We start from the raw sequence: 7,070 nt of genomic DNA, 5'->3' as shown, positions 1-7,070 counted from the left end.
AAAAAACAAAGCCACCTTCTAAGAAGGTGGATCTTTAACTCTTTAGCAGCTTAAATATACCTGTAGAGCTGAGCATTCAACTTTTTCCGAAGATGCTACAGAACCCCAATATTTGATGACGTTTAAAGTTGACATGTTAAATTCATCTGTTGCATTGCTGATTTAAGTGAAGTTTGCTCAGGTATAGTAAACCGACAGGATCCGGCGCTCAGCTCAACCGAAGTTAAGGGAAATGCAGCCAGGTATAACTCACCATTTTCTGAGATCCAGCCATACTCTTTACCCGAATCATCTACCACAGGGGTGGCCAATGCGGGGGCGGGGGTCAGTTGCAATAAGATATTTCTACCCTGGCGCACACCAGACATATTCGCATGTAAGATAGCCCCTTCTCTTGCCAGCAGGTTGATGGTTTGTGTATCGACATAAGTATTATCCGGTAGATTTACCATATCGACAGATAGCTGAGTGGGTTTATAGGGAGTCAAGGGGGTAACCACAATCCCTTGTGCATTACTGATATTATCACTGTTACTCAGGCTCACTCCCGATGCACCATTCAGATCGACGATAGCCAGAGGTGGCATAAACCAGGGAGCCAACACAGTTTGATCATTGGTAACTATCAGGCTGCCCTCCAGAGTGCCACTGATACTGGTACTCTGTTCACCTTGATATATATTAGCCGATACCGCACCCCAACCCGCTTCATATTTTGTATATCCCGACATGTTGTTTTCCTGCTCACTATCAGTTCCCACACCAATTTGATAACTGATATCATCGTTTACATTATAATAGGCATTTGTCTGGGAATAGTCATTAGTTGAACTCAGAGAAAAGTTTGTGCTGGCCTTCGAGCTCAATGGAATACTAGCCGTCAATGATATTGAGTGCCCACGATTAGTCATATCATCTTCGCTGACATCTGCCGATAATGAAAGATACACCGGGTTATCAAACAGATTTACCTGATATGATGCATTGACCCCTAAGCTTTTATTGGTTCTGCCATCGTGAAACTTCTCACCAAACATACGAATATTAATCCCGACAGTGTCAGCGAGTGTGGTGCCCAGTGTGAGGCTGTATTCAGTTTGCATGATGCGCTCTGTTATCTTGTCATTAATCTGCGCATTGTCACCTTGCTGATTGTTCAAATCAACATAGTTTAAATATCCATTGGGGCTACTCTGTAAGAAAGCATTTAAGGTGACGTCTTCCAGTATGTCATTCTGGTAATCCAGTTGCACCCGTAGCGGGGTGGATAAGCTTTCTGTCTCCCATTGGCTCGATAAGCTACTCAAGCCAATCGAAGCAATCCCATATGGGCCAAAATTAGTGGCGTTAACAAAAGTAATTTGTTGGTAATCACTGGCGGCTACCCAGGCAAAGGAGGTGGTCAGGGTATCGCTCAGACCATAACGCCATTCACCCGCGATCAGCGGAATATTTCGCTCTTCATCGATACCAGCCATGAAGTCTAATTCATAGGATTGATCTGATAATAAGAAGGCGGTATTTCGGTTGTATACCACATAGCTGGTTTTGCCACCATCAGATTCCTCAACCTCGATGGTCAGACGACCATAGGGGAGATTGTCGAGGGGGATTGAATAAGGGCCTGCCGGAATATTTTCAATGGCAATTTTTCGCCCTGAACTGTTGAAAAAGCTGATAACAGCGATATTTCTTGCAACTCCGGTAAAATTCTGGCTATAGTTTCGCTCTGACGGAGGTTTCATCAGGCGGTCGGTTTCTACCTGTGCACCAATGAAACGATTAAGTGTGGTTCCGCCGAAGCTACGGTTAGACGACATGCCCCCGACCTTGACACGCGACTGTGAATTTATATCACGAAACAGATAAGCGTCTGTGAGATCTTTGTTATATTGGTCAAATGAGCCACCAAAAGATCCATGCACCGAGCCGAATGTGCCCCCCCCGTTGAAATACATGTTATAGCTGTTGGTATCAACATCATCTGTATAGGTATTAGTTGTATTTGCCTTATAACTCATAAACAAGACATTATCGCCATCTGACCAATGTTCCTCAGGCAGCCAATCCTGGGCATAGTCAATCAGGTAGGCTTGTGGCACGAGAAGGTTCAGGCTTTGACTGGCTCTATCATAATTAAAATCGATAAACTCATCTGTATCCATTAAACAGTAGTGTTGTTGGCCAGCAGCTGTAAAATAAGTGGTTTTTATTGACGTTAATTGTTGCAATGTCTCAGATATACATATTTGATGGTGATCATCAATCTGGCTGATCTCAATCCAGTGCAGTCCCTTGCCCTGATCGTTAACATCAAACTGTAGCAATACACGCCCAGTGGGCAAAGTATTTGGCTGGTTGAGCTGATCTATCAACGTTTTTGAGGGCTCACCTTCAAAGAAGTTGAAATCAAATTCTTCGACACTTGGCTCTGTGGTGTGATTGATTAATATTTCAGACGGTTCGGCATCTAACTCTTTGGCAATCAAGGGTGTTGTGGTCCACAGCATGAAATAAGCAACACCTAGAGCCATTATTTTTAATATACTTGATATGTATGACATGACTATAAACTTTTTAAAAATAAGTCAAATGTATATTGACGATGGCGTTGAACTGTCCTGCCGAGGGTGATCCCAGGGATACTACGCGAGCAACCAGTCCGGCGCTTGTCGCAAGTTCATGGGCCGGATAGTTTTGATCTAGTGTGATAGTCTTACCCCCTGAAAAAATCTCAATGCCGATACCACTGGCTTCGCTACCTGGCGTAAGGAGAATGATGTTATTTTCATGGGGCGCGCTAAATGAAATTGTTTTTACATTTTGAGCTATACAGGTCATCTTGGGTAAATTAAACCGGACTGGTATAGAAGGCAGCTCGTTACTGCGTACCGTACCCAATGCGACCTCTATCACTGAGGGCAAATCACAGCTGAGCTTTTCCAATGTCATCGTTGAGATAAATTCGCTCACCTCACATTGCCTATTAGTGCCCCCAGGCTGGGTATAACATATTTTTAACGGGGGAAACTGTATGACGCCTCCCTCTTTATTCCCCACTTTCTGTTCAAGAATCACTTCCAATGGATGTATCTGGCCACTAGCAAGCTGCTGTTCGTTACCGTTTATATCGACACCATTGACCCGGTACCTGACGGTAACACCTGGTATATTGGTAATGAATGCGCCATTGTCGGCCTGTTGCCAAGGGACACTCAACGAGAAGATGACATCATCACTACCACAATTTAATTGCATCGTGCCATCGACACGCTTCACCAAGTCTGAAGGGGTGAGTTTATGGGAAAAATTGATATTTTTTTCCCAACTACAATCAGCTGCTACCACATCTGGGAGCAACACAAAATTAATCAATATTAACAGAAACAAAAGCACCGAAGTCATTTACATACCTAAATGTGTTGGGAAGAGAAGTTATCGCATCAAACTGAAAAGAAGTCAGGGGCGGGATGATATTCATCCCGGAGAGCTTTTCATCATCTAAGCTGACAATCGTGAAATAAAAAGGAGATGTATTACGCACTTCCAGGTGGTTGTCTTTCATGCTCCAAATAAGCTTCTCGGCGAAAACTGAACGAGACTGTTCACCTATGACTTCGGGTTGATAATACAGAGGTATTTTGGAGCGATAGGCAATTTTTATCGCATTGATTTCACCTTTAGTATTTTTTGGCGGAATATCCTGTACAACAATATAAAACATGTGCTCGCGATCATCTTGAACCGGCTTATTTTTGTTAAACAGGCGAAGTAATACCTCACCCTGGCTCTTGATCTTAAATACTGAAGGCAAAACAGATAATGAATCGACGACCTTGTTACCCTCAAGATCTTCTATCCAGGCTTGCGCCATATAGGTCTCATCCGCCCCATTTTTGACCTTAATATTAATATGCTCTTGTGACGATTTAATAAAATACCGGGTACTGGTTGGCGCAACGGCCGCCAGGCTGATAACCGACCACAATCCTGATATTATAAATAATGTCTGAAGTAGTATTTGTCTTCTCATGGGAACATCTCTTTATATTATTTGCTAAATAAGGTTTAATTAATGTTTAGTGTTTGCGTATGACGGAAACTAATCTCAACAGAGCGCTCAACTGAGGGCTGGCCATTAGATAAAGGTTGAGTGTTTGATACCGAATTTATTATCAGTCTATTTTTATCAACTCCCTGGCTTATTAGATAATCTGCCACCACATAAGCCCGCTTAGAAGATAAATGTATGTTGAGCGTCTGGCTGCCCGAATTATCTGTCCGCCCGGTCAGCTCAATATTTATTTGTGGGTTAGCTGACATCAGACGAACCACTTCATCCAGACTAAAGCGTGCGTAGTCTGAGAGTTGGGCTTGTCCCAATTTAAACGGTATGATATAACTGGCGTCCAGTACATTTTGTATGTCTCTGATAACTTCGACTTCTTTGATAACTTCGACTTCCTGTCTCACGATTTGTGTACTTGAAGACTGGCCAAAGTGATAACTTAATCCCCAATAAAACTCGTGTAAGTCTACGTCTTCGCTGGTTGAGGTATTATCTGCATATTGCGCCATCGGCACAGCTGGAATAAATTCATAACCTAACCTGGTTGATACCGCGGGTGTCAGTTGATATTCCAGGCCAAACCCGGAGATGAGCACCAGCGTATCTTCACTAAAATCAGATAGACTATTAGTCTCATCAAGATCATTGATGAGGTAACCACCGGCGACTCGCCCAAACAGAGACAAACTATCTGTCAGATAATAGTTGCCCTGAACACCAAATTGCACACCATGTAACTTAGCGCCATAGTAATTATCACTGTAATCGTAGGCAGCATAGAGGTCCAAATTTTGTGTAAAACCATACCCCAAGTCTAGCTTGAAAAAGTTTGCATTGTTTGAGTTATTATCAAGATAATCTAAATCATCCATGACACCCAGTCCGATAGTAGCGCCTGTCCACCATCCGGCTCCTTGGATTATTTTCTCTGACGGATTGGCAGATTTGGCATTGGCGACCGATAAATATCCCATGACGACACCAGTTACAATGGATAATTTAATGCTATTTATCATCTTATAAACCTTAATACATAACTGTTGTTCAGACTATCACCATTAAAATTTGTCGCCTGGCCTAAGCTGGCACAACATAAAGCAGTAACCGTGTACACTGCGCCAGCCTTAGTCCATAAGTAGATGGGGCTCTAGGCGTTAATAAGGGGCCAGTTCTTTGTTTAAATAATTTTGCTTAAAGATAGGTTAATGTGAATGCAGCCATACCATTGGCCAGACCTGGAATAACCGCATTCCCAGAAGTTTGTCGATATCCGGCAAAAAATGATAAAGTAAGATTGCCACCTGCCTCGGGTACTATTACTTGGTCAGATTCTTGTCTTAAGGGAAGCACTTCTTGATCAGCATCGTATAAAACAATTTCGACGCCCGTTGCATGACCAGATCCTGAGGCGGTATCAAGATAATTATTATTGTTACCGTCACTTCCTGTGAATGTCACGCTCACCTTTAAGTTACCATCGTTGCTTGTACAATCTTTTAGTGCTATATCGAAGGCACGTTTTTCAGAAGTACTTGCTGCACCAGTGAAAGTATCGACCCCGATGCTACCTAAGGGTACGCTAATGGTTGAATAAATTGGAGTACATTTAGACTCTTCTAAGGTACCGGTAAAATTTATTTGTCCGTCTGCAGCCATAGTGTATGACGTAAAAGACAATGACATCGAAGATAATAAGTATATAACAGGTGAAAATTTCATATTATTTCAGCTCTAATTAAATGATTTATAAACAAGTAAAGCTGACATTTTTTGCCCCAATCCTTGGGGTGACAACATCATAGCTTGACTTATGTGTAACTTAAATTCAAATGAAGTTATTGATCTTAATTTTAGAGTACTTCAGTTTTTTATTGATAGGTCAATGTGAAATTTATTACACCGTTACCCGTACCTGGGGTAACAGATGCTGAGCTTGATTCATATGCAGCTTTAAAGTTAAGGGCAATATCTCCACTAACTGCAGATGATAAATTTTCTTCACCCTGAAATGGTACACCTAGAGTGATTCGGTTATTACTTTTATCGAACAAGGCGATACCAATATTTTCTGCTGTATCTGAGCCTATAAGATTAACCGTGTTGGTAGCTGAGTCATAGTTGCCATCAAACATGACACTTACCTTTGAAAAGCCTAAGCCAGCTGAAGAGTTATCTGCACAGTTAACTAAGTTAATCGTAAAATCCTTGTGTGTAGATTGAACATCGGCGGCATTAAATGTATCAACACCAATTGAACCAAGTGCAACTGCGATGTTTTGATCTTGCGGAGCCACATCACAGGTACCTTCGTTGATAGAGCCAGTAAAATTCACATGGCCATCGACAGCATGTACCGCAGATGAAGAAATTCCAAGACTGATAGCAAGTAATGAATATTTTAAAAATGAGTTGTGTTTAGTCTGCATAAATAATCCTTTTTGATATTTAAAATAAAAACTGTTGGTCATCGCAATCTCGAGGTCACCTATAATATGATCAATTCAAAAAAACGCACCAATCAGGTTTAGTGGGAAAAACCCACCACTTGCTGTTTTAATGCGAAAGATTCTTCCCACTTTCCTGGGTTCTGTCGCATCTTAGTTATAATGGCCATGTTCACTAAAGTAAAAGCTCGTGGCAAAGGTATCAGTAAACAATTCATTAAAGATGCAGTTTCTCAATATCCTATTGTCGCTGTTTGTGTTGATCCAAGTTCACCGGTTAAATTTTGGAAAGCAACCGGCTTCACCGAATAAGAAAAATCTCCAACAGAAATTTTTCTTATTCGACCAGCTGCATTTGAATAACCTCATTAGCCGGCGGCGCTTGCCTTTCCAAAGCAACTAACAGACCAGCACAATTGCGGGTCTAACCAACGGCAATATAAACCTTTCATTGATCGCACCGAAACCCAGCACGCGCACGGGGTACTCTTCATGAAATGACCGGCTATTTATGATCGGCCCCGTTCAGCTCAACACCAATGAACGGCAGCCATAAA

The 7,070-nt window shown here is 42.0% G+C and carries 6 protein-coding genes; all 6 read right to left on the bottom strand.

All coding sequences use genetic code 11. From position 1 onward, the window contains the following. Positions 1-122 precede the first annotated feature (122 nt). The 6 genes from G337_RS0118325 to G337_RS26660 all read right to left on the bottom strand — a co-directional run bounded on the left by G337_RS0118325 (position 123) and on the right by G337_RS26660 (position 6,495). Positions 123-2,534, bottom strand: a complete 2,412-nt coding sequence (locus tag G337_RS0118325; protein ID WP_169719640.1) for a fimbria/pilus outer membrane usher protein — start codon at positions 2,532-2,534, stop codon at positions 123-125. A 43-nt stretch (positions 2,535-2,577) separates the two neighbouring features. Next, positions 2,578-3,405: a fimbrial protein gene (locus G337_RS0118320; protein WP_028865168.1), complete on the bottom strand. Its 828-nt coding sequence runs from the start codon at positions 3,403-3,405 to the stop codon at positions 2,578-2,580. Next, positions 3,368-4,033 (bottom strand): fimbrial biogenesis chaperone, encoded by a 666-nt coding sequence (locus tag G337_RS0118315; RefSeq protein WP_028865167.1) that lies wholly within the window; start codon positions 4,031-4,033, stop codon positions 3,368-3,370. The genes G337_RS0118320 and G337_RS0118315 overlap by 38 nt, the downstream gene beginning before the upstream one ends. 35 nt (positions 4,034-4,068) lie before the next feature. Further along, complete coding sequence (locus G337_RS0118310; RefSeq protein WP_028865166.1) at positions 4,069-5,085, bottom strand: OmpA family protein; 1,017 nt, start codon at positions 5,083-5,085, stop codon at positions 4,069-4,071. 175 nt (positions 5,086-5,260) lie between these two features. Then, positions 5,261-5,788: a fimbrial protein gene (locus tag G337_RS0118305; RefSeq protein ID WP_028865165.1), complete on the bottom strand. Its 528-nt coding sequence runs from the start codon at positions 5,786-5,788 to the stop codon at positions 5,261-5,263. A gap of 149 nt (positions 5,789-5,937) precedes the next feature. Beyond that, the gene (locus G337_RS26660; protein WP_051303387.1) at positions 5,938-6,495 is read right to left on the bottom strand and encodes a fimbrial protein; all 558 of its coding nucleotides are present in this window, start codon (positions 6,493-6,495) and stop codon (positions 5,938-5,940) included. Positions 6,496-7,070: the final 575 nt, after the last annotated feature.

The sequence above is a fragment of the Psychromonas aquimarina ATCC BAA-1526 genome, assembly GCF_000428725.1.
Lineage (GTDB): Bacteria > Pseudomonadota > Gammaproteobacteria > Enterobacterales > Psychromonadaceae > Psychromonas > Psychromonas aquimarina.
The sequence above is the reverse complement of the archived record's forward strand: the minus strand, read 5'-3'. Positions and strand labels throughout refer to the sequence as shown.

What these genes read in the sequence shown, in the direction of transcription:
- G337_RS0118325 (WP_169719640.1), bottom strand. Translation starts at nt 2,534, where the DNA reads ATGGCTCTAGGTGTTGCTTATTTCATGCTGTGGACCACAACACCCTTG.
- G337_RS0118320 (WP_028865168.1), bottom strand. Translation starts at nt 3,405, where the DNA reads ATGACTTCGGTGCTTTTGTTTCTGTTAATATTGATTAATTTTGTGTTG.
- G337_RS0118315 (WP_028865167.1), bottom strand. Translation starts at nt 4,033, where the DNA reads ATGAGAAGACAAATACTACTTCAGACATTATTTATAATATCAGGATTG.
- G337_RS0118310 (WP_028865166.1), bottom strand. Translation starts at nt 5,085, where the DNA reads ATGATAAATAGCATTAAATTATCCATTGTAACTGGTGTCGTCATGGGA.
- G337_RS0118305 (WP_028865165.1), bottom strand. Translation starts at nt 5,788, where the DNA reads ATGAAATTTTCACCTGTTATATACTTATTATCTTCGATGTCATTGTCT.
- G337_RS26660 (WP_051303387.1), bottom strand. Translation starts at nt 6,495, where the DNA reads ATGCAGACTAAACACAACTCATTTTTAAAATATTCATTACTTGCTATC.